Below are 26,157 nucleotides of genomic sequence, written 5' to 3'. Positions count from 1 at the left end.
CTGCTGCACTCCAAACCCCTTGTGGCCCTGACATGGGCCGATGCATTGGCTTTGTTCGCAAAGCACGAAAGGATTCACGATGAAACAATGGATTGCTGCAGCCGCACTGGTCAGCCTGGCCGGTTGGACACAGGCCGATGGCCTGCAAAGCCTCGAAAAGTTCATGACCAACTCGCAGGCGGGCGAAGCGCAGTTCACGCAGACGGTGACATCGCCGCCCAAACAGGGCCAGTCCGCGCGGGTCAAAACCTCCAGCGGCAGCTTTGCGTTCCAGCGGCCGGGCAAGTTCAAGTTCATCTACCAAAAGCCGTTTGACCAGACCATCGTCGCCGATGGCTCGGTCCTCACCGTCTATGACGCCGACCTGAACCAGGTCACCCAGCGCCAACAAAGCAAGGCCCTGGGCCAGACCCCTGCGGCCTTGCTGGCATCCGCTTCGAGCCTGCAGGCCTTGAAGGCCGAGTTTGACCTGAGCAACCTGCCAGACGCCGACGGCCAGCAATGGCTGCAGGCCACGCCCAAGAACAAGGATGGCCAGATCAAGCAGGTCAAGGTCGGCTTCAAGGCCGATGAACTGCAGACCCTGGAGATCGAAGACGGCTTTGGCCAGCGCTCGGTGCTCAGCTTTGTCGGCTTCAAACCCCTGCCGTCGCTGCCGGGCTCGGCCTTTGAGTTTGCGATTCCCTCGGGCGCGGAAGTGATTCGCCAGTAAGCGGCCTTTGGCAGCGGCTGCACAAGCCACTCGGGCAGAAAAAAAGGTGCTCACCATCGCGGTGAACACCTTTTTTGCTTTGCGGCCGCTGTTGATGCGGCCGCTGCTGTTGATTACAGCGCCATGTCCGGCACCTTCTTCAGGTCCTTCATATTTTCATTGGGCTGCACGCCCGCTTCCACGCCTTGCAGGCTGGGCGAGGCAATGGCCAGGTTCAGCGCTTGCTCTGTGGCCTGCCACTCTTGCTGCAGCAGCGCAGGGTTCTCGTTGAGCTTGACGCCGTAGCTCGGCACGATCTTGCGGATCTTGGCTTGCCATTCGGCGCTCTTCACCTTCTCGGGGAAGGCTTTTTCCAGCAAGGTCAGCATGATGGCTGGCGAGGTCGAGCCGCCTGGCGATGCACCCAACAGCGCGGTCAGCGAACGGTCCTGGGCAACGACCACTTCGGTGCCGAGTTTGAGGATGCCGCCCTTTTCCGGGTCGTTCTTGATGATCTGCACGCGCTGGCCCGCTTCCCACAGGCGCCAGTCGGCATCCTTGGCCTCGGGCATGTAATGGCGCAACGCATCCATCTTCTGCTCCTTGCTCAGGCTCAGCTGCTGGGCCAGGTACTTGACCAGCGAGAACTCATTGACGCCCACTTGCAGCTGTGGAATCACATTCGCAAAGCTGGTGGCCTTGGCCAGGTCAAAGTAGGAGCCGTTCTTCAGGAACTTGCTCGACCAGGTGGCGAACGGTCCGAACAGCAGCACGCGCTTGCCGTCCAGCACGCGGGTGTCCAGGTGGGGCACGGACATCGGAGGCGAGCCGGTATCGGCCAGGCCGTAGACCTTGGCCAGATGGCGTTCAGCGATCTTGGGGTCCTCGGTGACCAGGAACTCGCCGCCGACGGGGAAGCCGCCATAGACCTTGGACTCAGGAATGCCCGACAACTGCAGCAGCGGCAGGGCCGCACCGCCGGCGCCGATGAAGATAAAGCGCGCATCCACCGTCTGGATCTTGCTGCTGTCCTTCATGTCGAAGGCCGACACGCGCCAGGATCCATCGCTATTGCGCGTGATGGAACGCACTTCCTGGCCGGTGCCCAGCTTGAAGTTCGATTTGGACGACAGGTTCTTGTAGAACTGGCGGGTGATCTCGCCCAGGTTCACGTCAGTGCCCAACGGCGAGCGGGTTGCGGTCACCACTTCGGCCGGGTCGCGGCCTTCCATCATCAGCGGGATCCATTCCTTGATCTGGGCCGGATCAATCGACGACTCCATGCCGGTGAACAGCGGCGAGGCTTCCAGCGCCTTCAGGCGCTTTTGGATGAAGGAGCGGTTTTCTTCGCCAAACACCAGGTTCATGTGCGGCGTGGAGTTGATGAACTCGCGGGGATTGCCCAATACGCCCGTGCGCACCTGGTGCGACCAGAATTGGCGCGACACCTGGAAGTTTTCATTAATGTTAATGGCAGAGGAAATCTGCACATTGCCATTTTTATCCATCGGCGTGTAATTCAGCTCGCACAGGGCCGAGTGGCCGGTGCCAGCATTATTCCAGCCGTTGGAGCTTTCTTCGGCGACCTGGTCGAGGCGCTCGAATAATTCATAGGTCCAACCGGGTTCCAGCTCTTGCAGATAAACACCCAGCGTAGCACTCATGATGCCGCCGCCAATCAGCAGCACATCGACATTGCGGTCCGCTTTTTCAGCGCGGTACTGGCTGCCGAAGAAATACTGGTACCCGACCACGCCCGCGCCGACCGCAGCTGCGGATGCCACGAACTTGCGGCGGGTAAAGCCCTTTTTAGGTGCTTTGGCAGCGGTAGCCGCTTGGGGATTTTCTGTTGGATTCGTCATTGCTGAAACTCCACAAATTTTTGGATTTTGACAGTGTTGTCGTAAAAGACCATGAATAACCATGGTTTAAGCAGGCTCAATGTCTCTCCGATTCTTGGGTTGCCTGTTCTGACGGTATTGAGCTGCTTGGCTTAGGCGGTTCTAAATAAGGGTGCCAATGAATATCCGAGGCCAATATTAACGGTGGCTTTCAATATCCATTAAGCAGGAAGTGGTTAATCGCTGATCAGGAGCGCACCGGTATCTGGCGGCGGGCCAGCAACCAATCGGCTATACCGGCGCATACCACCACGGCGGCCACCGGGGTCACCCAGCCCAGGCCCAGCGTGGCGCCGGGCAGGTGGTCCAGCCAGCCAGGCAGCGCGCTGGTCCATTGCAGCGCCTTGGCGCCATCGACCAGGCCAAACACCAGCGCCACCAGCATCACGGGGATGTAGACCCGTGGCGGTTGCTGCCAGCGCTGCAGCAGGCTGAGGGCGACCAGCGCAATGGCAGGCGGGTAGAGGGCGACGAGCACAGGGCCGGCAATCTCGATCAGCTGCGCCAGGCCCTGGTTGGCCACGGCCGCGCTGAAGATGCAGAGCGACAGCGCCACGCTGCGGTACGAGAAACCGGTCAGCTGGCTGAAGAAGCTGCTGCAGGCGCTGACCAGGCCGACGCCGGTGGTCAGGCAGGCCAGCAGAATCACCGCGGCAATCAGCCAGATGCCAGCGCTGCCAAAGCGGTGCTGTACAAAGGCGGTGAGGATCTGCACGCCGGTGACGGTGTTCTGCGCCAGCTCGCCACTGGTGGCGCCCAGGTAGCACAGCGAGATGTAGACCAGGCTCAGGCACAGGGCGGCAATCAGCCCGGCATAGATGGCATAGCGGGTCTGCAGGCGCGCATCGCTGATGCCCGCATCCTTGATCGCATTGACGATGACAATGCCAAACACCAGCGAGGCGAGGGCGTCCATCGTCTGGTAGCCCTGCACAAAACCTTGGGCAAAAGCGGCGACCTGGGTGCTGTAGTCAGGGCTGGCTGCGCTGTAGCCACCCACGGGGGCCAATACAGCCATGCCGCCCAGCGCCAGCAACGCGGCAATCAGCAAAGGGGTGATGATCTTGCCCAGCAGGTCCATCAGCTTGCCGGGGAACAGCGACAGCAGCAGCACCAGCGAGAAATAGACAATGCTGAACACCAGCAGCGCAAACGAGGTATTGCCGACAAAAGGCGCAATGCCCATCTCGAACGAGACGGTGGCGGTGCGAGGCGTGGCAAAGAAGGGGCCGATCGTCAAATAGATCGTGGTGGCCAGCACCAGGCCGGCAATGCGGCCAATCGGGTGGGTCAACTGGTCCAGACCACCGCCCACGCGGGCCAGCGCGACCACGCCCAGCAGCGGCAGGCCTACACCCGTCAGCAAAAATCCGGTCGTGGCGCCCAGCAGGTTCTCACCCGCAGACAGGCCGACCAGCGGCGGGAAAATGATGTTTCCGGCCCCCAGGAACAGGGCAAAGGTCATGAAGCCGAGGGCGATAATGTCCCTGGTTTTCAGTGATTTCATAATGGCTCTTGGTTCTTGCTGGTTAGCGCCCACTTAAGGAGGCTGCAGCCAGCGAATGGAGTCGCGGAGACGGCATCAGACAAGGATGGCCCCACAAAGGGGCGCTGCTACCAGGCGCTGAGCCTGCCAGCATGGCGCAAAGCGCTGCATGCACGGCGGCCATGCCAGGGGCATGTCAAGCGGGCTGGCCCTGGGCAAAAAGGGCCGCTGGCATCTGATACGAGTTGAATCCGTATAAACCCTTATTTTCTGCGAAAAATCGTGACCCAGATCATCAAAGGCATATTCACCCCCGGAATCACGGGCGGTGTGTTGCATAAAAGTAGTAAGCACCTGCCCCGCCCAGAGGCGCGGCCCGTTGGCGCTGCCTCTCCCGTGCGCCGCCTGGCAGGAGCCCTGCATGGCTGATTTATTCAGCCAGGAGCCCGCCGCGCCGCTGGCCGAGGCCCTGCGCCCCAAGACGCTGGACGAGGTGGTCGGCCAGTCCCATCTGCTGGGAGAAGGCAAGCCCTTGCGCCTGGCTTTCCAGTCCGGCAAACCGCATTCGATGATCTTCTGGGGCCCGCCCGGTGTCGGCAAGACGACCTTGGCACGGCTGACCGCCACGGCTTTCAAGTGCGAGTTCATTGCGCTGTCCGCTGTGTTCTCCGGCGTCAAGGACATCCGCGCCGCGATGGAGCAGGCCCAGCAGAACCTGGCCAGGGGCAAGCACACGATCCTGTTTGTTGATGAAATCCATCGCTTCAACAAATCCCAGCAAGATGCCTTGCTGCCCTATGCCGAAAGCGGCCTGGTCACCTTCATTGGCGCAACGACGGAGAACCCCTCGTTCGAGGTGAATTCGGCCTTGCTGTCGCGCGCCCAGGTCTATGTGCTCAAGTCGCTGACGGATGAGGAACTGCGGCTGCTCCTGAAGCGCGCCCAGGACATCGCCCTGGGCCATTTGGAGTTTGACGACCTGGCCACCGATACCATCATTGGCTATGCCGATGGTGATGCCCGGCGGTTTTTGAACCTCCTGGAGCAGACCAGCACGGCGGCCCAGGCCTCAGGCCTGACGACGATCACGGCAGACTTTTTGCAAAACGCGCTGACCTTGAACAGCCGCCGTTTTGACAAGGGTGGCGACAACTTCTACGACCAGATTTCCGCCTTGCACAAGTCGGTGCGCGGCTCGCACCCGGATGCCGCGCTCTACTGGCTCACCCGCATGCTCGATGGCGGCGCCGATGCGCGCTACCTGTCCCGGCGCATTGTGCGCATGGCCTGGGAAGACATTGGCCTGGCCGACCCGCGCGCGATGCAGATCGCCAACGATGCCGCCTTGACCTATGAGCGCCTGGGCAGCCCCGAGGGCGAGTTGGCTCTGGGCCAGGCCGTCATTTACCTGGCCATCGCTGCCAAGAGCAATGCCGGCTACAACGCCTACAACCAGGCCAAGGCCTTTGTGAAGCAGGACAAGAGCCGCGAAGTGCCTGTGCATTTGCGCAATGCCCCCACCAAGCTGATGAAGGAGCTGGGCTATGGGCATGAGTACCGCTACGCGCATGACGAACCCAATGCCTACGCGGCGGGGGAAACCTATCTCCCAGAAGGGATAGATGCGCCCGGCTGGTACCAGCCGGTGCCCCGTGGGCTGGAGGTCAAGATTGGCGAGAAGCTGGCGCAGCTCAAGCGCTGGGATGACGAGGCCGGACAGGACTGAAGGCCCAGTTTTTGCTGCGGATTCAAAGGCTTTGTTAGTGGGCGTAGCGGCGGAAGAGGGCGCCGCTACCAAGCCATTGCGCCCGCCCGTCATGCGTTTTATTAGTTGCGCATGAAACCGGTACCACATCTTGGCGAAGCGCATATTGCGCTGGATGAAGTGTGAGTAAAACACCGGGGTACACCCGGGGGCGTCGGCAGAGGTCGTACAAGTTGTTGAAAATTTGTCTCAGATGCGATAAAAGACTCTGGTGTGCATGGCAGGCATGCGCGGGAGTCATACGACAACAAAGGTCTCTCACGATGCGATTTTGCAAGTCAAAGTCGGGCGTCTCCTGGTCCAGGAGTGCCTTCGGCTTGGTGTTTTCTATGTGGGCGGGAATGCACGCCGTTCAGGCCCAGACGGCAGCGCCCGTGCAGCCCGCAGCGGCGTCGGCCCCTGCAGCGGCCACCGCATCTAGCGATGCGCTGCTGGTGGAAAAAGGCCGCAAGCTGGCGGTAGCCGCCGACTGCGCAGCCTGCCACACGGCGCCCAAGGGCGGGGCCAGCTTTGCGGGAGGCTACCCAATTGCCTCACCGCTGGGCAGCATTTATGCCACCAATATCACCCCGTCCAGCTCGGCGGGCATTGGCAGCTACAGCCTGGAAGATTTCAGCCGCGCGCTGCGCCAGGGCGTGCGCAAGGACGGGGCCCATTTGTACCCGGCCATGCCCTACACGGCCTATGCCCAGATTACCGATGAAGACACCGAGGCGCTCTACGCCTACTTCATGCATGGAGTCAAACCGGTGGACCAGGCCGCGCCGCAAACGGCCCTGCCTTTCCCGTTCAACATCCGCCTGTCGATGGCGGTGTGGAATGCGCTCTACCTGAAGGACCAGCGCTTCAAGCCCGATGCCAGCAAGCCGCCGGAGTGGAACCACGGCGCCTACCTGGTCGATGCGCTGGCCCACTGCAGCACCTGCCATACACCGCGCAATACCTTGATGGCCGAGGACAGCAGCCGCTACCTGGGTGGTGGCTCGCTCGGCGCCTGGTATGCCCCCAACATCACCTCGGATGCCATCAACGGCATCGGCGGCTGGACGGAGGCCGAGCTGGTGCAGTACCTCAAGACCGGCCGCGTGCCCGGCAAGGCCCAGGCCGCCGGCCCGATGGCCGAAGCCATTGAGCACAGCCTGCAGCATCTGCCCGACAGCGATATCCAGGCCATTGCCTCCTACCTCAAGCAAACCAAGGCGGTGGCGGGCGGCGAGACCCAGCCGCGCTACAGCTATGGCAAGGCCAGCCTGCAGTCGGAAGACACGCAGCGCGGCCTGATCGACGGCGCCGATGCCGGCTGGAAGGTGTTCAGCGGCAGCTGCGCCCATTGCCACCAGGCCAATGCCACCGGTACGGCCAATGGCGAATACCCCTCGCTGTTCCACAACAGCGTGACCGGTGCCGACCGTGCGGACAACCTGGTCGCCACCATCCTGCACGGCGTGGACCGCACCGTGCAGGGGCGCGCCCATTTCATGCCGGCGTTTGGCGATGCCGCGTCCTTCACCGACCGGCTCAGCGATCAGGAGATCGCCGATGTCAGCAACTATGTGCTCACGCAGTACGGCAACCCGGCCGTCAAGGTGCAGGTCGCTGATGTGGCTGCGCTGCGCGCCGGTGGCAAGCCGCCACTGATCGCCCAGTTGCCCCGCCTCATCCTGCCGGCTGCCGTGGTGCTGCTGGTGTTGGTGATTGCCTTCATCGTGATCCGTCAGCGCCGCAAGGCCGCTGGCTCGTCTGGAGTCTGATCCGCATGAACTCGTCTTCCTTCCCCAAGTCTGCGGTGCTCTGCGCCAAGCCCCTGGCGCCCGCGCTGATCTCCCGCCGCAGCCTCCTGGCTGGTGCCGCTGCCACCGGCGTGGCGCTGGCCGCCAGCGGCTTTGCCGTGCTGGGCACCAGCAATGCCTTTGCCGCCAGCGTCGCGGCCGATGATTTTCTGCGCCTGTCAGAGTTTGTCACTGGCGGCAGCCCGCTGTCGCAAGGGCTGGCCACGCGCTACCTAGCGGCACTGACCAAGAGCGACACCGCGTTTGCCGCCGCCGCGCAGGCACTGCACCAGCATGTGGCCAGCCAAAAGTTCAGCCATGTCGATGACCTGCTGGCTGTGCCCGATCTGGACCCGGCGCTGCGCGCCACGGCAGCGCAGATCGTCTCGGCCTGGTACCTGGGCGTCGTCGGTGAAGACGCCGATGCCGTGCTGATCAGCTACGCCAACGCGCTGATGTACCGCCCCACGGCCGGCATCCTCGATATTCCCACCTACGGCAGCGGCCCTGATTCCTGGGGCACCAAGCCCGCCGTACCTGCCAGCCCCAACAAGAAGAGCCCACAAGCATGAGCAGCAAGCAAACGCAATACGACGCCGACCTGATTGTGATCGGCTCGGGTGTCATGGGCGGCATCATCGGTGCCAAGCTGGCCCAGGCCGGCAAGTCCGTCATCATTCTGGAAGCCGGCCCGCGCGTGCGCCGCGCCGACATTGTGGAGAACTTCCGCAATGCGCCCATCAAGCTCTCGCTGGCCAATATGAAGCTGCAGGGCGCGGGATCGCCGTTCCCCAACCCGCCGCACATCCCGTCGACCTATGGCGACTACCTGCAGCAGACCGGCCCGGTGAAATACCCCACCAAGTACCTGCGTGTGGTGGGTGGCACCACCTGGCACTTTGGCTCGGCGCTGTGGCGCATGATCCCCAATGACTTCAAGCTGCAGTCGCTCTACGGCCGGGGCCGCGACTGGCCGATTGGCTATGACGAGCTCGAACCCTACTACTGCGAGGCCGAGGCCGAGCTGGGCGTGACTGGCTACGACGGCCAGGACGAGAGCGGCCATGGCGGCGAGGCGCATCCGCCGCGCTCCAAGCCTTTCCCGATGAAGGGCTTCAATGTGCCTTACTTCATGCAGCGCATGGATGAGCTGCTCAAGCCCGGTGGCTACAACCCGGTGCTGGAGCCCCATGGCCGCGCGAGCCGCCCCTATGGCAACCGCCCGGTCTGCGCCGGCAACAACAACTGCAACCCGGTCTGCCCGATTGGCGCCAAGTACGATGGCTCCATGCACATCGACGAGGCCGAGCGCGCGGGCGCCAAGCTGCTCGACAACGCCGTGGTCTACAAGATCGAGGCAGGTGACGACGGCAAGATCACCGCCGTGCACTACAAAAAGCCCGATGGCACATCACACCGCCTGACCGCGCGCCACTTTGTGCTGGCCGCCTATGGCATTGAAAGCCCCAAGCTGCTCTTGATGTCGACCTCGGAAAAATACCCGAACGGCATTGCCAACTCCTCCGACCAGGTGGGCCGCAACCTGATGGGCCACACCGGCATCAGCATGAACATCATGATGAACGAGGATGTGTGGCCGGGCCAGGGCCCCACCGAGCTGCTGGTCTACCTGAACTACCGCGATGGCGCCTTCCGCAAGGACATCCCGAGCTACAAGACCAAGTTCCGCAACACGGTGACCACCTCGCAGATTGCCTCCAGCCTGATCGCCAAGGGCGTGCTGGGCAGCAAACTGGACGAAGAGATCCGCCGCCAGTCGGCCCGCTCGCTGAATGTGGCGGTGGACTTCGAGACCGAAGCGCTGCCGCAAAACCGCGTGGTCCCCAGCAAGACCAAGACGGATGCGATCGGCATCCCTGTGCCTGAGATCTACTACAGCGTCAATGACTACTGGAACGCCGGCCGCGACTTTGCCGTGCCTGATCTCAAGCGCATGGCGGGCCTGCTCAATGCCGACATCCTGAAAATGGACACCAACCACCAGGACCGCCAGCACATCATGGGCACCACCATCATGGGCGACGACCCCAAGAACTCGGTGGTGGACCGTGACTGCCGCACCCATGACCACCCGAACCTGTTCATCGCCGGTACCAGTGTGATGCCATCGGCATCGTGCATGAATCCGACCTTGACCGGTGCGGCTTTGAGCGTGCGCATTGCGCACCAGCTGATCAAGGAAATTTAAGCGCAGCAACCGGCCGCAAAAGCGCAAGCACCATGATCGTCCGCCCTCCGTTGCATTGGCTGCGCATGCTGTTTGTGTGGCGCGGCTCCATCCTGCCGGCGATCACGCCGCAGCTGGTCATCATCACCATCCTGGCGGTGGTGGCCACGCTGTTGCATGGCTCCATCCTGAGCTGGAAGGTGCCGCTGAACTTTGTGCCGTTCTCTCTGATCGGCCTGACCCTGGCAATTTTCTTGGGCTTTAGAAACAGCACCTCGTATGCGCGCTTTTGGGAGGCGCGCACGCTCTGGGGCGTGTTGCTGGTGGAGAGCAGGCAACTGACCGGGCAGGCCCTGACCCTGAGCCAACACCCGCTGCCAGCGCAGGCGCTGGGCCTGCGCCTCTGCGCTTTTGCCTATGCGCTCAAGCACCAGCTGCGCTGCAGCGATATGCGCGCCGATCTGGCGCTGTTTCTGCCGGCTGATGAGGTGCAGCAAATCAGCGAGGCGCGCTTTCCCGCCGCCATGGCGCTGCTGCAGCTGCAGCGCTGGCTGGGCGTGCAGAGCCAGCAAGGCGCGATTGCACCAGCGGTGGTGCCCGTGTTTGAACAAGCGCTGGCGCGGCTGGGCAGTGCGCTGGGCGGCTGCGAGCGCATTGCCAGCACGCCCATTCCGTTCACCTATTCGGTGATCCTGCACCGCAGCATCTACATTTACTGCTTTCTGCTGCCCTTTGGCCTGCTCGATTCCATCGGCACGATGACGCCGGTGATCGTCTGCTTTGTCGCCTACACCTTCTTCGCGCTGGAGGCGTTGGGCGCCGAGCTGGAGCACCCCTTTGGCATTGAGGCCAATGACCTGGCGCTCGACGCGATGGTCTATGGCATCGAGGCCTCGGTGCTGGAGATGCTGGGTGAGGCGCCGCGCGCTAAGGCGCCCGAGGTGCGGGATTATGTACTGCGTTGAACACCAGGCTGGCGCGCAGCCCTGAGCCGCCCGCCCGGGGAGCCAGGTAAAAGCCCGCCTGCTGCAGATGCGCCAGCTTGCCGACAATCGCCAGGCCCAGCCCCGCGCCCTGGCCCAGCGACTGGCCGCTGGCCCCTTGCTGCCAGCGCAGCATGGCCGCCTGGCATTGCTCCTCGCTCATGCCCGGGCCGTCGTCGATAACGGCCAGCTCAATGCGGCTGCCGTCTGCTGCGGACTGCAAGGCCACGGTGACCGATTGGCCGCCATAGCGCAGCGCATTCAGCACCAGGTTGTCGAGCATGGCCGCGAGCAGGTTGGCATCGGCCGCAATGCGCAGCTGCTCGGCCTCGGCGGTATCCAGGCCCTCGGCACCCAGGTCGATCTTGGCGCGGCTGGCGGCATCCCAGTGGCGCAGCACGGCCTGCTGCACCAGGTCGGCGGGGGCCACGGGCAGCAGCTGCACGGCGCTGGCCTCGTCGCTCAGCGCCAGCAGCAATAGCTGATCGACCAGGTGGCTGGCGCGCGCCACGCTGTCGGAGATGCGCTGCAGTTGCTGCTGCTGCACGGCAGGGTCGGCATGGCCCAGGCCATAGTCGGCCAGCGCCTTGATGCCGGCCAGCGGCGTGCGCACCTCATGGGCCACATTGCCGGCAAACTCGCGCTGGGCCTCGACGTTGTCGGAAATGCGGGCCAGCAGCGCATTGGTGGTGTGGCGCAGTTGCTCGATCTCGCGTGTGGTGGCCGGCGCGCTGGGGGGAATGGGCGCCAGGTCCTGGGCATCGCGCTGCGACAGCGAGGTCTGCAGTGCTGCCAGCGGCGCCATGTCCTGGCCAATGCGGTGGCGCAGCCACCACAGTAGCAAGGCCAGCAGAGTCAGCTGCGGGATCGCGGCATACAAAAACAGGTGCTGGAACAGGCTGTCGCGCACCCGCGTGGTGTGCATCATCACCACACTGAACTGCTGCTCGCCCACCGCGCTGCGCAGCGCCACGGCCCGCACCAGCTGGCCGTTGTACAGGGTTTCGCGGTAGCTCACCGGCTCGCTCTCGTCCCAGGGCAGCAGCGGCAGCGGCTCGCCGGCCAGCTGGCTGCCATCGGCGCGGTACACGGCGTAGTACACATACTCGGCCTGATCAAACAGGGCCGCCTTGAGCTCGCTGTCGGTCAGCTGCAAGGCCACCTGGCCCTCGTCATCGGCACGCAGGTGCGAGGCAATCGCGTAGGCATCGTCGAGCAGCGCGCGGTCAAAGGCACTTTGGGTGAAGTGGTTGGCCAGGCCCATCATGAACACGGTGCCCAGCAGCCAGGTCCACACCAGCGGCCCGCGCACATGGCGCAGCACACGTTGGCGCAACGAGGGCAGGGCGCCGGTTGCGGGTGCGGATGCCGTCATGCGGCATCGCCGCTGTCGGCCTCGATCAGGTAGCCAATGCCGCGCAGGGTGCGGATGGCCGCGCCGCTGTGCTGCAGCTTTTTGCGCAGCCGCGAGATAAAGGCTTCGAGCGCGTTGTCGCCCAGCGCTTCGTCAAAGTCCGAGAGCTTGTCCGACAGGCTGCGCTTGCTCACTGCGCGGCCGGGCGGGCTCATCAGCTCCCAGAGCACTTCAAACTCGCGCGCGGGCAGGTCTAGCGGCTGCGCGCCGACGCGAAAGCGCCGGTTGTTGCGCTCCAGGCTGAGCTGGCCCACGGTCGATATGTCCTGCGTGCCAATCGCACGGCGCACCAGCGCGCGCAGCCGGGCTTCGACCTCGGCCAGCTCAAAGGGCTTGCCCAGGTAGTCGTCGGCGCCGCTATCGAGGCCCGCAATGCGGTCCGGCGTCTGGTTGCGGGCGGTCAGCACCAGCACGGGCGTGTTGTCGCCCCGGCGCCGGGCCTGCTGCAGCAGCGCCAGGCCGCTGCCCATCGCACTGCCCCGTATGGCGCTGCTTGGCAGGTTCAGGTCGAGCAAGATGGCATCAAAGCGCTGTACCCGCCACCAGTGCTCCGCCGCACCCAGGTCGGCCGCCTGGTCCACATGGTGGCCCGCATCGCGCAGGCTGCTGACCACCACATCGCGCAGCACGGCATCGTCTTCAATCACAAGAATTCGCATGGCCCAAGACTAGCAAAAGCAAAGTGGCGCAGCCAGAAAAAAGCCTGTTCAGGCCGGGTGGCGAGAACAGGCGCACTGGAGTGCAACAGGGTTAAGACGCTGCGGTAGCGGGTGCCGCGTTCTCTTGCGCTACGGCAAAAGCCCGGGCTTCCTTGCGCGATTTGCGCACGCCCGACCAGATGGCCCAGAGCAAGATCGCGCCGGTCAGTGCCAGCAGGGAGGCGCTGATCGGGCGGTTGAAGAACACCGAGGCATCGCCCCGCGACAGCAGCATGGCGCGGCGCAGGTTTTCCTCCAGCATTGGCCCGAGGATATAGCCCAGCAGCAGCGGTGCCGCCTCAAAGCGCAGGACCATCAGCACATAGCCGATGATGCCCAGCACAGCGACCATGTAAATGTCGAACAGGTTGTTGTTGACGCTGTAGACGCCAAGCGCGACAAACACCAGGATCGCCGGGTACATCCAGGCGAACGGAATGCGCAGCAGTGCGACCCACAGCCCGATGGTGGGCAGGTTCAGGATCACCAGAAAGATATTGCCAATCGCAAAGCTGACGATCAGCCCCCAGAACAGCTCGGGCTGCTCGGTCATCAACATCGGGCCGGGCTGGATACCGTGGATGATCAGCGCGCCCAGCATCACGGCCATCACCGCGTCGCCGGGGATGCCGATGGACAGCGAAGGCACAAAGGCGGTTTGCGCAGCCGCATTGTTGGCCGATTCGGGCGCGGTGATGCCTTCGATGGCGCCATGGCCAAAGCGGCTCGGGTCCTTGGCCACACGCTTTTCAATCGCATACGACATGAAGGACGCAATCGACGGGCCCACACCCGGCAGCGCGCCGAGGAAAGAACCCAGCGCCGAGCCACGCAGCATCGGCTTGATGGTGGCGCGGAACTCTTCGCGCTCCGGCACCATCGAGCGCAGGGTGACCTTATCGGGCTTTTGGTTGGCATCGGCCAGGTTGATGCAGCGCATCACCTCGGCCACGCCAAACAGGCCCATGGCCAACGCCACCAGGTTGATGCCGTCCATCAGCTCGGGGATGTCAAAGGAGTAGCGTGCGACGCCTGAGTTCACATCGGTACCGATCATGCCCAGCAGCAGGCCGAACACCACCATGCACAGGCCCTTGGTGGCCGAGCCGGCGCTCATCGACGAGGCGGCGACGAGACCCAGCAGCATCATCGAGAAAAACTCGGTGGGGCCAAACTGCAGACCGACCTTGGAGATCGCCGGCGAGAACAGCACCAGCAGGATCAGGCCCGACATGGCGCCGACCAGCGAGGCAATCGTGGTGACGAACAGCGCCACCCCGGCCTTGCCTTTGCGCGCCATCGGGTAGCCGTCCAGACAGGTCACCGCAGACGACGGTGAGCCGGGCAGGTTCAGCAAGATAGACGCGGTGGAGCCGCCGTACTGCGCGCCGTAGTAGACGCCGGCCAGCATGATGATGGCCGCCGTTGGCGACATATGGTAGGTAAAAGGCAGCAGCAGCGAGATGGCGGCCAGCGCACCAATGCCTGGCAGCACGCCGACGACGGTGCCCAAAAATACGCCCAGGAAGCAGTACCAGAGCGTTGAGGGATCGGCCACCACATTGAGGCCCATCCAGAGGTTTCCAAGCAAATCCATAGAGATCCTTTGTCAGTGCCGGGCTCAGGGCCAGATGGGCAAGGTCATGCGCAGACCAATGGGAAAGATGACGGTGGTGAGCGCGGCCACTGCCAAGCTGACCAGAATGCGCGTGCGCAGCGCCATCTTGGTGGCGATCAGCGCGACCAGGCTGGCGGCCAGCGCGGCCAGTGCCACGCCCAGCGGGTAGAGCAGCAGCGCAAAGGCGAGCAGGCTGGCCACGGACCAGAACAGGTTGCCCCACTGCAGCACGATGGGGCTGCCCTGGCGCCACCAGGCGGGTATCGCCAGCAGCAGGCCCAGGCCAAACAGCAGCCAACCCAGCACGACGGGGAAGTAGCCCGGCCCCATGCGGTCTGCACTGCCAAAGTTGTATTCGCGCCCGTAGAGCGCAAAGAAAAGGCCTGCTGCTGACATCAGCAGGCCGCCGACGATGTCATGGATGTCTCTTGTCATTTTCATTCGGTTCAGTCCTGTGTGGTTCCATGCCAGCGCGCATTGGGGCCAGGATGGGCACGCACGCAGGCGCCGCCACCTTAAAGGCACTTACCTGACGGGAACCTGAGTGACGACGGCGGTCGCGCGCGCAGGCGTGCTGCGGGCGACTTGGCGATGGCGCTGAGCGCGGGGATAAAAAGGGAAGAGACCGATCAGTCCAGCGTCGCCAGGCTGCCAGCTAGCTGCGACTGCTCCAGCAAGAAGCTGATCATCGTGCGCACCGCCTTGGTCTGGTGGCGGTTGGGCATCCACAGCAGGTACATGTGGTTGCCGAAAATGCTTAGCCGCCAGTCGCGCAAGGTGGTGACGACCTCGCCGCGCTCGACTTCGGCGCGGATCACATAGTCCGGCACGATGCCCACGCCCAGGCCGGCCATGATGCCCTGGCGCAGAAACGGAAAATGCTCGGAGATCAGGCTGGGCTCCAGCCGGATCTCCTTGCGCACATCGCCCTGGTAGGCGCGCACCAGCAGCTGCTTGCCGACCACGCCGCTGGTGATCAGCGGCACATGGCGCAGGTCCTCGGGCTGCTGGGGCAGCATGTTCTGGCCGGCGTAGTCGATGCTGGCGCAGGCGACATAGTTCATCTCGCCCATATGGCGGGCGACCAGGTTGTCGGGCGGCGTGGGCAGCACGCGCACTGCAATGTCTACCTCGTCGCGCACCAGGTTATCCACCCGGTTTTCAAAGATTACATCCAGCACGATATCGGGGTAGAGGCGCTTGAAGGCGATCAGCCAGTCGCTCATCACCAGCTGGCCATAGCCGCTGGGCACCGCCAGGCCCACCCGACCTTGCAGGCCCTTGCCCAGGCTGCGGATGGTTTCGCTGGCGGCGGCCAGCTCGTTGCGGATGCTGCGGCCATGCTCATACAGGCGCATGCCCACCTCGGTGGGTTCCACCCGGCGGGTGGTGCGGCGCACCAGCTGCACACCTACCGATTTCTCCAGCTGGCCCAGGTGGTAGCTGACATTGGCCCGGCTCATCTTGAGCTTGGCGGCGGCGCGGCTGAGGTTGCCGGAGTCGATGATCTCGACCAGCATGGTGAGGGCGTTGTGGTCCATAAGCGGTGATTGTCCAAATTCTTTTGACAGTCTGTCAATCCTCTATGTGATTGTCAAATAAGCCTAGTTGCACTGACAATAGTTCGCAAGCCGATGTCGGTTGATCTACCAGGAGACATGCATGAGCGCAGAGAACGCTGCAGTGGTGACCATGGCCCGCGAAGGGCATGTATTGGTCGTCACGATCCAGAACCCCCCCGTCAACGCCTTGAGCCAGGCCGTGCGCCAAGGCCTGGCCGATGCCGTGGCCCAGGCGCGCAGCGATGCGCAGGTCCAGGCCATCTTGCTGGTGGGCAGTGGCAAGGCCTTTATTGCCGGTGCCGATATCCGTGAATTTGGTAAACCCGCGATGCCGCCCAGCCTGCCCGATGTGCTGGTGCAGCTGGAGAACAGCGACAAGCTCGTCGTGGCCGCCATCCATGGCCCGGCCCTTGGCGGTGGGCTGGAAGTGGCGCTGTCCTGCCACTACCGCCTGGCGGTATCGGGCGCCAAGCTGGGCCTGCCCGAAGTGCAACTGGGCCTGCTGCCCGGCGCCGGTGGCACGCAGCGCACCCCCCGCCTGATTGGCGTCAAGGCCGCGCTGGACCTGATGCTTTCCGGCCGCCACGCCAGTGCCGAAGAAGCGCTGGCCATGGGCCTGGTCGACCAGGTCGAGCCCGCAGGCAGCGATGCCCGCACCGCTGGCCTGGCCTATGCCAACGCACTGCTGGCGCAGAACGCCCCGGTGCGCCGCACCCGCGAAGCCACGGCCCTGGCCGACAAGGCTGCGTCGCAGGCCGAACTCGATACCGCCAAGGCCGAGTCGGCCAAGAAAAGCCGGGGCCTGTTCTCGCCTGGCAAGATCATCGAATGCGTGCAAGGCGCGCTGGACCTGCCGTTTGAGCAAGGCATGCAAAACGAGCGCAAGCTGTTTGTGCAGTGCCTGGAGAGCCCGCAGCGCGCCGGCCTGATCCACGCCTTCTTTGCCGAGCGTGAAACCGCCAAGATCCCCGAAGCCAAGGCCGCTGCACCGCGCGCCCTGAACCGCATCGGCGTGGTGGGCGGTGGCACCATGGGCGCCGGCATCACCGTGGCGGCGCTGGATGCCGGCCTGCCGGTAGTGATGGTCGAGCGCGATGACGAATCCATCGCCCGGGGTCGCGCCAATGTCGAAAAGGTCTACGATGGCCTGATCGCCAAGGGCCGCCTGACGGCAGAGAAAAAGGCCGCCATCATGGCGCGCTACAGCGGCAGCACCGACTACGCCGCACTCACCGACGTGGACCTAGTGATCGAGGCGGTGTTTGAAGAGATGGGCGTCAAGAAGGCCGTGTTTGCCGAGCTGGACAAGGTCTGCAAGCCCGGTGCCGTGATTGCCACCAACACCTCCTACCTGGATATCGATGCGATTGCCGCGAGCATCTCGCGCCCGCAGGATGTCATTGGTCTGCACTTCTTCAGCCCCGCCAACATCATGAAGCTGCTGGAGATCGTGGTGCCCGCCAAGGTGAGCGCCGATGTGGTGGCCACCGCTTTCGAGCTGGCCCGCCGCATGAAGAAGGTGCCCGTGCGCGCCGGTGTCTGCGATGGCTTTATCGGCAACCGCATTCTGGCCGTGTACCGCGAGGCCGCCAATTACCTGCTGGAAGACGGTGCCTCGCCCTACCAGATCGATGAGGCGGTGCGCGAGTTTGGCTACCCGATGGGCCCCTTCCAGGTCGCCGATCTGGCCGGTGGCGACATTGGCTGGGCCACGCGCAAGCGCAAGGCCGCCACGCGCAACCCCAATGCGCGTTATGTGCAGATTGCCGACCGCATTGCCGAAAAAGGCTGGTTTGGCCAGAAGACCCAGCGCGGCTACTACCTGTACCCGCAAGGTGCGCGGGTGGGCGAGCAAGACCCCGAAGTGCTGGCGATTGTGGATGCCGAGCGCCAGCGCGTTGGCGTGACGCCGCGCAGCTTCAGCAATGCCGAGATCATGCGCCGCTACATGGCCGCCATGGTCAACGAAGGCGCCAATGTGGTGCGCGAAGGCATTGCGCTGCGTCCGCTGGATGTGGATGTCACCTTCCTCTACGGCTACGGCTTCCCACGCTTCCGGGGCGGCCCGATGAAGTGGGCCGACATGGTGGGCCTGGACAAGATCCTGGCCGACATCCGCGAGTTCGCCAAGGAAGACGCGCTGTTCTGGACGCCATCGCCGCTCTTGGTAGAGCTGGTGGACAAGGGCGAGAACTTTGAGAGCCTGAATAAGGCCGCCTGACGCAAAGCCGTCCAGGCTTGAGGCAACCCCAGGCTTCCATGCAGGCGAAGCCCGGGTTGCGCTATCAAAAATGGCGGTTAGCGCTTGGGTGACAAGCGCTGCCGCCCCCAAAAATCACAATCAATGGTCGCTCAGACCCTAGGAGACATGCATGCGTGAAGCCGTCATCGTTTCGACAGCGCGTACGCCGCTGGCCAAATCCCACCGTGGGGAATTCAATGTCACGCCCGGTGCGCAGCTGGCAGCCTTTTCCATCAGCGCGGCGGTGCAGCGCGCCGGTATTGACCCGGCCTTGATTGAAGACGTGGTGCTGGGCTGCGGCTACCCAGAAGGGACGACCGGCCGCAATATCGGGCGCCAGGCGGCCGTGCGTGCCGGCCTGCCCGTCAGCGTGGGCGGCACCGTGGTCAACCGCTTCTGCGCCTCGGGCCTGCAGGCGATTGCCTTTGCGGCCGGTCGCATCATTGTGGACGGCGCCCCGGCGATGGTGGCCGGCGGTGTTGAGAGCATCTCGCTGATCCGCTCCAGCAACACCAACCCCTCGGATGCCGATCCCTGGCTGCTGGAGCACAAGCCCGACCTGTTCATGGCGATGATCGACACGGCCGATGTGGTGGCCAAGCGCTACGGCATCAGCCGCGAAGACCAGGATGCCTTCTCGCTGCAAAGCCAGCAGCGCACCGCAGCGGCCCAGGCCAACGGCACGTTTGACAACGAGATCGTGCCCTGCGCCACGCGCATGGCCGAGAAGAACAAGGAAACCGGTGAAGTCAGCTACAAGGACGTCACCGCGACCATGGACAACTGCAACCGCCCCTCGACCACCCTAGAAGGCCTGGCCAAGCTGGAACCGGTCAAGGGCGCAGGCAACTTTGTCACCGCAGGCAATGCCTCGCAGCTCTCCGATGGCTCGGCCGCCTGCGTGCTGATGGAAGCCAAGGAAGCCGCCAAGCTGGGCCTGACGCCGCTGGGCGCCTTCCGCGGCCTGGCCATTGCCGGTTGTGAGCCCGATGAGATGGGCATTGGCCCGGTGTTTGCCGTCCCCAAGCTGCTGGCGCGCCACGGCCTGACGGTGCAGGACATTGACCTCTGGGAGCTGAACGAGGCCTTTGCCTCGCAGGCCCTGTACTGCCAGCGCACGCTGGGCATTCCGCTGGACCGCTTGAACGTCAACGGCGGCGCCATCTCCATCGGCCACCCTTTTGGCATGACCGGCGCGCGTTTGACCGGCCACATTCTGCTCGAAGGCCAGCGTCGCAAGGCCCGGGGCGAGAAAGTGAAGTGGGGCGTGGTGACCATGTGTGTGGGCGGCGGCATGGGTGCCGCTGGCCTCTTTGAGATTTTTTAAGGAACTGCGATGGATTTGCAATTCAGCCCCGAAGAAGAGGCCTTCCGCGCCGAAGTACGTGCGTTTCTGAAAGACCACTTGCCCCCGGAGCTGGCCGCCAAGGTCAAGGCTGGCCAGCGCCTGACGCGTTTTGACCAGGAAAACTGGCATGCCATTCTGAACAAAAAGGGCTGGCTGGCCTACCACTGGCCGCAGGAGTTTGGTGGCACGGGCTGGTCGCCGGTGCAGAAGTTTATTTTTGACGACGAATGCGCACTGGCCGGTGGCCCGCGCCTGGTGCCGTTTGGTTTGTCGATGCTCGGCCCGGTGTTGATCAAGTACGGCAACGAGGCGCAGAAAAGCCACTGGTTGCCCCGCATTCTCAATGGCGATGACTGGTGGTGCCAGGGCTATTCCGAGCCGGGCGCCGGCTCCGACCTGGCCTCGCTCAAGACCACGGCCGTGCGCCATGGCGACCACTACATCGTCAACGGCCAGAAGACCTGGACCACCCAGGGCCAGCACGCCAACATGATGTTCTGCCTGGTGCGCACCAACAAAGAGGTGAAGTCGCAGCAAGGCATCAGCTTTGTGCTGATCGACATGAACCAGCCCGGCGTCGAAGTGCGCCCCATCCGCACCCTGGACGGCGACAAGGAAGTCAACGAAGTCTTTCTGACCGATGTGAAGGTGCCGCTGGAAAACCTGGTCGGCGAGGAGAACAAGGGCTGGACCTATGCCAAGTACCTGCTGACCTATGAGCGCACCGGCATTGCTGGTGTGGGCTTCTCGATGGCCGGGCTGGAAAAGCTCAAGGTGATTGCCCAGCGCGTGCAGCGCAATGGCAAGCCGCTGATCGAAGACCCGCAGTTCGCCACCCGCATGGCCAAGGTCGAGATCGAGCTGCTGAACATGGCCACCACCAACCTGCGCGTGATCGCCTCGGTGGCGGACGGCGGTGTGCCCGGTGCCGAAAGCTCGATGCTCAAGATCAAGGGCACTGTCATCCGCCAGGAGCTGCTGTCGCTGGTCCGCCGCGCGATGGGCCCCTATGCGCTGCCCTTTATCGAAGAGGCGCAGTTTGCCGAATACGCCGACGCGCCCGTGGGGCCCAAGGAGGCGGCCACGGCTGCTGCAGCCTATTTCAACTACCGCAAGCTGTCGATCTTCGGCGGCTCGAACGAAATCCAGCGCAACATCATCTCCAAGATGATCCTCGGCCTGTAAGGAGATATCGATGAACTTTCAACTGGATGAAGACCGCCGCATGCTGGCCGATGCGCTGGGCCGCTACCTGAGCGAGCAGTACAGCACCGACTACCGCAACAAGGCTGCCTACGGCGCCCAAGGTTTTAGCGCTGACACCTACGCCAAGCTGGCGGAACTGGGTGCGATTGGCGCGCTGTTCAAAGAGGCCGATGGCGGCTTTGGTGGCGATGGCGTCGATATCAGCGTGGTGTTCGAGGCACTGGGCACGCACCTGGTCGCAGAGCCACTGCTGGGCGCATTGCTGGTCGGCCGCGCGCTGACGGAGGCCGGCAGCGATGTGCAAAAGGCGCAGCTCGAAGGCATCATCGGCGGCGAGACGATTGCCGCGCTGGCGCATGACGAGCCTGCCAACCACTACGAGCTGAACCGCGTGGCCACCAGCGCCCAGACCGAAGGCGATGGCTGGGTGCTGAACGGCAGCAAGGCCGTCGTGCTATTTGGCGACCAGGCGCAGCTGCTGCTGGTCTCCGCCCGCACGGCAGGCGCGGTGGGCGATGAGGCGGGTATCTCGCTGTTCCTGGTGCCGGGCGATGCTGCAGGCATCAGCAGCCGGGGCTATGGCCGCATCGATGGTGGCCATGCCGCCGAGCTGGTGCTGGCCAACGTCAAGGTCGGTGCGGATGCCTTGCTGGGCAAGCTGGGCGAAGGCCATGCGCTGCTGGAACGCATCTGCGGCTTTGGCCTGCTGGCCTTGGCGGCCGAATCGCTGGGCGCGATGGATGTGGCCAAGAACCACACCCTGGAGTACCTGCGCACCCGCAAGCAGTTTGGCGTGCCGATCGGCAGCTTTCAGGCGCTGCAGCACCGCATGGCCGATCTGCTGCTCGAAGCCGAGCAGGCGCGCTCGGCCGTCATCAACGCGGCAGCGGCCATCGACAACCCCGACTACCTGGAGCGCGAAAAAGCGCTGTCGGCGGCCAAGTACAGCGTGGGCCAGATTGGCACCCTGATGGCTGAAGAGGCGATCCAGATGCATGGCGGCATTGGCGTGACCTGGGAGCTGCCGCTGGCGCACTACGCCAAGCGCATCATCATGATCGACCACCAGTTGGGCGACATGGACCACCACCTGGCGCGCTACATTGCGCTGCAGGCGCAGGAACGCGCCGCAGCCAAGGCCGCCTGATGGAGAACGCCAGCAACGCAAACCCCGCGCTGCTGGCGCGCCGCGAAGGCGGCGTGCTGGTGCTCACCAACAACAATGAGGCGGCGCGCAATGCGCTGTCGCCCGAGTTCTACCTGGGCCTGACCGCTGCGCTCAAAGATGCGGCAACCGACCCGGCGGTGGGCGCGATTGTGCTCACCGGTGCCGGCGGGCATTTCTGCTCCGGCGGCGATCTGCGCCGCATTGCGACGCGCCGCGACCAACCGCTGGAAAAGCGCCGCGAACTGCTCGAAGGCCTGCATGACCTGGTGCGTGCGCTGCGTGACTGCCCCAAGCCCGTCGTGGCGGCGGTGGAGGGCGCAGCGGCCGGTGCCGGCCTGTCGCTGGCGCTGGCCTGCGATATGTTGGTGGCAGCGCGCAATGCCGCGTTTTCGGTGGCCTATGTGAAGGTGGGGCTGTCGCCCGACGGCGGCGCCACGGCCTTTCTGGCAGAGCACCTGTCGCGCCAGCTGCTGACCGAGCTGTGCCTGACCGGCGACCGGGTGAATGGCGAGCGCATGCAGCAACTCGGTCTGGTCAACCGCCTGGCCGAGCCGGGCGATGCGCTGGCCCAGGCCATCGCGCTGGCGGCGCAGCTGGCCGATGGGCCGTTGCAGGCGATGGCCAGCATCAAGTCGCTGTGCCGCGCCGCGTATGACAACAGCCTGGAGCAGCAGCTGGACCTGGAAGCGGAGCTGATGGTGCAGGCCCAGGCCACGCCAGAATCGGCCGAGGGCATTGCGGCGTTTTTGGAGAAGCGCCCGGCCAACTACCTGCAGCTGCGCAGCTGACAGGGTTTGAGACAAGGGACGCCGGGCCCGCCCGTGGGGGTGGATGGCCCGGTGATCCGAGGAGACAAATATGCATCAGGAAGAGAAAGCCGGGGCCTTGCCACTGGCCGGTGTCAAGGTTCTGGATCTGTCCCGCGTGTTCGCTGGCCCGCTGTGCGGCCAGGTGCTGGGCGATCTGGGGGCCGAGGTGATCAAGGTGGAGCACCCCAAGCGCGGTGATGACACACGCGACTGGGGCCTGCGCATTGGCAAGACCGAGACCACCTACTACAACAGCATGAACCGCAACAAGCGGTCCATCACCGTCGATCTGCAAAAGCCCGAAGGGCTGGCGCTGATCTTGGAGCTGCTGCCGCAGTTCGATGTGGTGATCCACAACTTCAAGCATGGCGGCGCCGACAAGCTGGGCCTGGGCTACGAGGCGCTGAAGGCCTTGAAGCAGGACATCATCTACTGCAGCGTGACGGGCTATGCCACCGACACCGATGAGGCGGCCCGCCCGGGCTACGACATCCTGGTGCAGGGCGAGGCCGGCTTGATGGCGATGAATGGCGAGGCCTCGCAGCCGCCGCTGAAGTTTGGCGTGGCGGTGGTAGACCTGATGACCGGCATGAGCGCCGCCCAGGCCGTGCTGGCCGCGCTGTTTGCCCGCGAGCGCACGGGCCAGGGCCGCAAGATCGACATGGCGCTGTTCGACAACGGTGTCAGCATCACCGGCTACTACGGCTTGGACGCGCTGTTCATGGGCAAGGACCCGGAGCGCTTTGGCAATGCCCACCCGTCGATCGTGCCCTATGGCATGTTCGAGGCGGCCGATGGCCCGCTGATCATTGCGGTGGGCAACAACTCGCAGTTCGAGCGCTTTTGCCGCGATGTTATCGAGCGCCCCGACCTGGCCGACAACCCCAAGTACGCCACCAATGTGGAGCGCGCCAAGGACCGCAAGCTGCTGCTGCCGCTGATGATCGAGACGATCCGCAGCTTTCCGCGCGCGCTGCTGATCGAGCGCCTGACCGCCTGCGGCGTGCCCTGTGGTGAGGTGCTGGGCCTGCATGAGGCGCTGACCTCCGAGCGCGTGCAGCAAGCCGGCCTGGTGCAGAACATGCCCCACCCGGTCGCAGGCCACACCGCCGTGCTGGCGCCGCCCATCCGCATGGATGGCGAACGCCTGCCGATTCGCCGCCCGCCACCCACACTCGGTGAAGGTACACGCGAAGTGCTGCAAAATCTGCTGCGTTTGAGTGATTCGCAATTGCAGTCGCTCCAGGCGCAAGGCGTGCTGACCTTGCCCGATTGATACCGATGCTCGCCGCTGGCAGACGAGGCCGCAGCGGGCCCAGAGTTTATTGTTAGAAAGCTGAGACTATGAAAGTACTGGTACCCGTCAAACGCGTGGTGGACTACAACGTCAAGGTGCGCGTCAAGAGCGATGGCTCGGGTGTGGACATTGCGAACGTGAAGATGTCGATGAACCCCTTTGATGAAATCGCGGTGGAAGAGGCCGTGCGATTGAAGGAAAAGGGCGTTGTGACCGAGATCATCGCCGTGAGCTGCGGTGTGACCCAGTGCCAGGAAACCCTGCGCACCGCGATGGCCATTGGTGCGGACCGCGCCATCCTGGTCGAAACCGCTGAAGAGCTGCAGCCCCTGGCCGTCGCCAAGCTCCTGAAGGCCCTGGTTGACAAAGAGCAGCCGGGCCTCGTGATCTGCGGCAAGCAAGCCATTGACGACGACGCCAACCAGACCGGCCAGATGCTGGCCGCGCTCGCCGACCTGCCCCAAGCCACCTTCGCCTCCAAGGTCGAAGTCGCTGGCGACAAGGTCAATGTCACGCGCGAAGTGGACGGCGGCCTGGAGACCCTGTCTCTGTCCATGCCCGCCGTCATCACCACCGACCTGCGCCTCAACGAGCCCCGCTACGTCACCTTGCCCAACATCATGAAGGCCAAGAAAAAGCAGCTCGATACCTTGAAGCCAGAAGACCTGGGTGTGGACGTGAGCCCGCGCCTGAAGACCTTGAAGGTGCAGGAACCCGCCAAGCGCGGCGCAGGCGTCAAGGTGCCCGATGTAGCCACCTTGATCGACAAGCTCAAGAACGAAGCCAAAGTCATCTAACGCTGCTGCTCAAAAGGAAACCTAAAAAATGACCGCTCTCGTTATTGCAGAACACGACAACCAAACCATCAAGACCGCCACCCTCAACACCGTCACCGCCGCCCTGGCTTGCGACGATGATGTGCATGTGCTGGTAGCCGGCGTTGGCGCAGCAGCAGCGGCCCAGGCCGCAGCACAGATCGCTGGCGTTGCCAAAGTCATCCTGGCTGAAGGCCCCTCGCTCAAAGATGGCCTGGCCGAGAACCTGGCCGCGCAAGTGCTGGCCATTGCCGGCAACTACAGCCACATCCTGGCGCCCGCAACGGCATCGGGCAAGAACGTCGCCCCGCGCGTCGCAGCCAAGCTCGACGTCGCCCAAATCAGCGACATCACCAAGGTGGTGAGCGCCGACACCTTCGAGCGCCCCATCTACGCGGGCAACGCCATTGCCACCGTGCAATCGATCGATGCCACCAAGGTCATCACCGTGCGCGGCACCGGCTTTGACGCAGCAGCCACGACGGGTGGCTCAGCCGCCGTCGAGAACGCAGCAGCCGTAGCCGACAGCGGCAAGAGCAGCTTTGTGGGCCGCGAAGTGACCAAGAACGACCGGCCAGAACTCACCGCAGCCAAGATCATCGTCTCCGGTGGCCGGGCACTGGGCAGCGCCGAGAAGTTCAACGAAGTCATGACCCCGCTGGCAGACAAGCTGGGCGCCGCCATTGGCGCCAGCCGCGCAGCGGTGGACGCGGGCTACGCGCCCAACGACCTGCAAGTGGGCCAGACCGGCAAGATCGTCGCGCCCCAGCTGTATGTGGCAGCGGGCATCTCAGGCGCCATCCAGCATTTGGCGGGCATGAAGGACTCCAAGGTGATCGTGGCGATCAACAAGGACGAAGAAGCCCCCATCTTCAGCGTGGCCGACTACGGCCTGGTGGCGGATCTGTTTGACGCCGTGCCTGAGATGGCCAGCAAGCTGTAAACCACCAGCACCCTCTCCAAAACGCGGCCTTGGCCGCGTTTTTTTTATGCCTGGCGCGATATCTGGATTTTTGGTTGTTATCGCAACTTCAAACGGATATAGGTATTTGCACCAGTGTTTGACAGCGGCGACGTCCGGATCGATGTGATTATTGTGTTTGTCGCATTAATCATTAAAAAAACAAAACAATCCATCGAATCTATACCTAGTAAATTCCCTAGGTGGCGGGTGTGAGCCCTTCTGAATTGATGCGG

Annotated in this window: 21 protein-coding genes; 14 read left to right on the top strand and 7 right to left on the bottom strand. The window is 63.8% G+C overall.

The window, feature by feature from the left end:
- Nucleotides 1-79: 79 nt before the first annotated feature.
- Nucleotides 80-712 carry an outer membrane lipoprotein chaperone LolA gene (gene lolA / locus HS961_RS20205; RefSeq protein ID WP_182325087.1) on the top strand — a complete coding sequence of 211 codons (633 nt, stop codon included), beginning with the start codon at nt 80-82 and terminating at the stop codon, nt 710-712.
- A 113-nt stretch (nt 713-825) separates the two neighbouring features.
- Here the strand turns inward: lolA and mqo are convergent, their stop codons facing one another.
- Together mqo and brnQ are read right to left on the bottom strand one after the other, a co-directional pair.
- The gene (gene mqo / locus HS961_RS20200) at nt 826-2,553 is read right to left on the bottom strand and encodes a malate dehydrogenase (quinone) (protein ID WP_182325085.1); all 1,728 of its coding nucleotides are present in this window, start codon (nt 2,551-2,553) and stop codon (nt 826-828) included.
- 226 nt (nt 2,554-2,779) lie between these two features.
- Nucleotides 2,780-4,099 (bottom strand): branched-chain amino acid transport system II carrier protein, encoded by a 1,320-nt coding sequence (brnQ, locus tag HS961_RS20195; protein ID WP_182325083.1) that lies wholly within the window; start codon nt 4,097-4,099, stop codon nt 2,780-2,782.
- Between the two features lie 400 nt (nt 4,100-4,499).
- On the opposite strand from brnQ, the gene HS961_RS20190 reads away from it, so the two are divergent.
- From HS961_RS20190 to HS961_RS20170, 5 genes are all read left to right on the top strand, one after another.
- Nucleotides 4,500-5,804 (top strand): replication-associated recombination protein A, encoded by a 1,305-nt coding sequence (locus HS961_RS20190; protein ID WP_182325081.1) that lies wholly within the window; start codon nt 4,500-4,502, stop codon nt 5,802-5,804.
- 380 nt (nt 5,805-6,184) lie between these two features.
- The gene (locus tag HS961_RS20185; RefSeq protein WP_238347678.1) at nt 6,185-7,594 is read left to right on the top strand and encodes a cytochrome c; all 1,410 of its coding nucleotides are present in this window, start codon (nt 6,185-6,187) and stop codon (nt 7,592-7,594) included.
- 5 nt (nt 7,595-7,599) lie between these two features.
- A complete protein-coding gene (locus HS961_RS20180; protein ID WP_182325078.1) occupies nt 7,600-8,184 on the top strand; it encodes a sugar dehydrogenase complex small subunit in 585 nt (194 codons plus the stop codon).
- Entirely contained in the window at nt 8,181-9,821 is a 1,641-nt protein-coding gene (locus tag HS961_RS20175; protein WP_182325076.1) for a GMC family oxidoreductase, read from the top strand. The genes HS961_RS20180 and HS961_RS20175 overlap by 4 nt, the downstream gene beginning before the upstream one ends.
- A 32-nt stretch (nt 9,822-9,853) precedes the next feature.
- The gene (locus HS961_RS20170) at nt 9,854-10,765 is read left to right on the top strand and encodes a bestrophin family protein (protein WP_182325074.1); all 912 of its coding nucleotides are present in this window, start codon (nt 9,854-9,856) and stop codon (nt 10,763-10,765) included.
- On the opposite strand, the gene HS961_RS20165 is transcribed toward HS961_RS20170, so the two are convergent.
- The 5 genes from HS961_RS20165 to HS961_RS20145 form a co-directional block, all read right to left on the bottom strand.
- Complete coding sequence (locus HS961_RS20165) at nt 10,728-12,158, bottom strand: sensor histidine kinase (RefSeq protein WP_182325072.1); 1,431 nt, start codon at nt 12,156-12,158, stop codon at nt 10,728-10,730. The genes HS961_RS20170 and HS961_RS20165 overlap by 38 nt on opposite strands.
- Nucleotides 12,155-12,856 carry a response regulator transcription factor gene (locus HS961_RS20160; RefSeq protein ID WP_182325070.1) on the bottom strand — a complete coding sequence of 234 codons (702 nt, stop codon included), beginning with the start codon at nt 12,854-12,856 and terminating at the stop codon, nt 12,155-12,157. Before HS961_RS20160 ends, HS961_RS20165 begins: the two co-directional genes overlap by 4 nt.
- Nucleotides 12,857-12,947: 91 nt before the next feature.
- Entirely contained in the window at nt 12,948-14,492 is a 1,545-nt protein-coding gene (locus tag HS961_RS20155) for a tripartite tricarboxylate transporter permease (RefSeq protein WP_182325068.1), read from the bottom strand.
- Between the two features lie 24 nt (nt 14,493-14,516).
- Nucleotides 14,517-14,954, bottom strand: a complete 438-nt coding sequence (locus HS961_RS20150; protein WP_182325066.1) for a tripartite tricarboxylate transporter TctB family protein — start codon at nt 14,952-14,954, stop codon at nt 14,517-14,519.
- A 188-nt stretch (nt 14,955-15,142) separates the two neighbouring features.
- Nucleotides 15,143-16,054, bottom strand: a complete 912-nt coding sequence (locus tag HS961_RS20145) for a LysR family transcriptional regulator (protein WP_182325064.1) — start codon at nt 16,052-16,054, stop codon at nt 15,143-15,145.
- Nucleotides 16,055-16,175: 121 nt separating this feature from the next.
- Between HS961_RS20145 and HS961_RS20140 the strand changes: the two genes are divergently transcribed.
- The 8 genes from HS961_RS20140 (at nt 16,176) to HS961_RS20105 (ending at nt 25,903) form a co-directional block, all read left to right on the top strand.
- On the top strand, nt 16,176-18,296 hold the full coding sequence (locus tag HS961_RS20140; protein ID WP_182325062.1) for a 3-hydroxyacyl-CoA dehydrogenase NAD-binding domain-containing protein: 2,121 nt from the start codon (nt 16,176-16,178) through the stop codon (nt 18,294-18,296).
- Nucleotides 18,297-18,447: 151 nt separating this feature from the next.
- Complete coding sequence (locus tag HS961_RS20135; protein WP_182325060.1) at nt 18,448-19,644, top strand: acetyl-CoA C-acyltransferase; 1,197 nt, start codon at nt 18,448-18,450, stop codon at nt 19,642-19,644.
- Nucleotides 19,645-19,653: 9 nt separating this feature from the next.
- Complete coding sequence (locus HS961_RS20130) at nt 19,654-20,850, top strand: acyl-CoA dehydrogenase family protein (RefSeq protein ID WP_182325058.1); 1,197 nt, start codon at nt 19,654-19,656, stop codon at nt 20,848-20,850.
- Nucleotides 20,851-20,860: 10 nt separating this feature from the next.
- Nucleotides 20,861-22,018 carry an acyl-CoA dehydrogenase family protein gene (locus HS961_RS20125; protein ID WP_182325056.1) on the top strand — a complete coding sequence of 386 codons (1,158 nt, stop codon included), beginning with the start codon at nt 20,861-20,863 and terminating at the stop codon, nt 22,016-22,018.
- Nucleotides 22,018-22,827, top strand: coding sequence for an oxepin-CoA hydrolase, alternative type (locus HS961_RS20120; RefSeq protein WP_182325054.1), 810 nt, complete (start codon nt 22,018-22,020; stop codon nt 22,825-22,827). Before HS961_RS20125 ends, HS961_RS20120 begins: the two co-directional genes overlap by 1 nt.
- A gap of 70 nt (nt 22,828-22,897) precedes the next feature.
- Nucleotides 22,898-24,124, top strand: a complete 1,227-nt coding sequence (locus HS961_RS20115; RefSeq protein ID WP_182325052.1) for a CaiB/BaiF CoA transferase family protein — start codon at nt 22,898-22,900, stop codon at nt 24,122-24,124.
- 68 nt (nt 24,125-24,192) lie between these two features.
- On the top strand, nt 24,193-24,942 hold the full coding sequence (locus HS961_RS20110) for an electron transfer flavoprotein subunit beta/FixA family protein (protein WP_182325050.1): 750 nt from the start codon (nt 24,193-24,195) through the stop codon (nt 24,940-24,942).
- A 28-nt stretch (nt 24,943-24,970) separates the two neighbouring features.
- Nucleotides 24,971-25,903: an electron transfer flavoprotein subunit alpha/FixB family protein gene (locus tag HS961_RS20105; RefSeq protein WP_182325048.1), complete on the top strand. Its 933-nt coding sequence runs from the start codon at nt 24,971-24,973 to the stop codon at nt 25,901-25,903.
- Nucleotides 25,904-26,157: the final 254 nt, after the last annotated feature.

This window comes from Comamonas piscis, from assembly GCF_014109725.1.
GTDB classification, from domain to species: domain Bacteria; phylum Pseudomonadota; class Gammaproteobacteria; order Burkholderiales; family Burkholderiaceae_C; genus Comamonas; species Comamonas piscis.
This window is presented reverse-complemented; position numbering and strand designations above follow the sequence as displayed.